The sequence below is a fragment of the Psychrobacter sp. 1044 genome (genome assembly GCF_904846525.1).
Classification (GTDB): domain Bacteria; phylum Pseudomonadota; class Gammaproteobacteria; order Pseudomonadales; family Moraxellaceae; genus Psychrobacter.
The window spans coordinates 1-1,089 of record NZ_CAJHAZ010000053.1; the positions used below are offsets into that span (position 1 = coordinate 1).

1 protein-coding gene is annotated in these 1,089 nt (G+C 37.5%); it reads right to left on the minus strand.

Annotated elements, in window-relative coordinates:
* The coding region (gene repM, locus JMX82_RS14145; RefSeq protein WP_201541004.1) for a replication initiation protein RepM at positions 1-885 on the minus strand (885 nt) is incomplete at its 3' end.
* Between the last annotated feature and the right edge of the window lie 204 nt (positions 886-1,089).

Genomic DNA, 1,089 nt, shown 5'->3' on the forward strand with positions numbered 1-1,089 from the left:
TTTCTTAATCTCATTCACCATAAATTCAGTAAACAACTTCCAGTCACGCCCATTGTCACCAGTCGCCAAACCCCCATAAGTGCTGATAAATTCTTTATGAAGAACAATGCGCTTCAGCTGCTTGTCTGTTAAGCCGTCAATGGTGAACATATCCGCAGTATTAGCATCACGCTCAATACCCACTTCTTTTTTATTTGTCTTTTTATTGGTTAAAACAGCGAACTCAAATCCAACAATCTTACGCCCTTTTTTCTTTTGCTCATAACTAACTTTAAGGTCTGTTTTTTGGTTTATCTCATTAACTGCAAGGTCAACTACATTCTTTTTAAAGTCATATATTCGGTTGTATTCAGTAGGCTCAACACCTAATTGCTCTCTAAATACTTCAATATTAAATACTGGTGTTTTCTTAGCAGTCTTCCATTGCACCAGCAGTTCATACAAGCGCACAGAGTAGGCACTATTCATGTGAGCCGTTTGTTCTAGCAGGTATTGCGTAAAAAATTGCTCATATCCATCTATACGTGTGACTTCCTTAACTACATCATAGGTTAGTATTACTTCAATACTAGCTTCATCATCAAGGTATTTGACACGTTGAACCCAACGAGATTTAACCATTTTGTCATCGTCATCAAGGAATGAGAAACGGCGGTCAAATAAGGTTTTTTCAGCTTTTAGTATAACTTCGTATGCTGTTTGTCTTGTCACTCCAAAGGCTTCAGCATATCTTGATGAAGATATAGTAAGAGGACTGTCTGATGTTAGCCCTAACCCTGTTTCCCTTGCATCAACAATAGCTAATTGCATGATGCGAACTTCAGTAAGTGATAGGTTTTGTGTAGCAGTATTTAAACGGTTGGTCTTCACAACAAGGTTAGACATTCAATGCTCCTTTTTAATTTATAACGAAAAATATATACTGTTCGTTATAACAAAGCAAATAATCCTTTCGTTATTTGTCAGGTAAACCTCGTCTTATTGTCAGGTAAACCTCGTCTTATTGTCAGGTAAACCTCGTCTTATTGTCAGGTAAACCTCGTCTTATGGACTCTGAAACCCTTGCTACTAAAGGTCTGTATAGGGGCT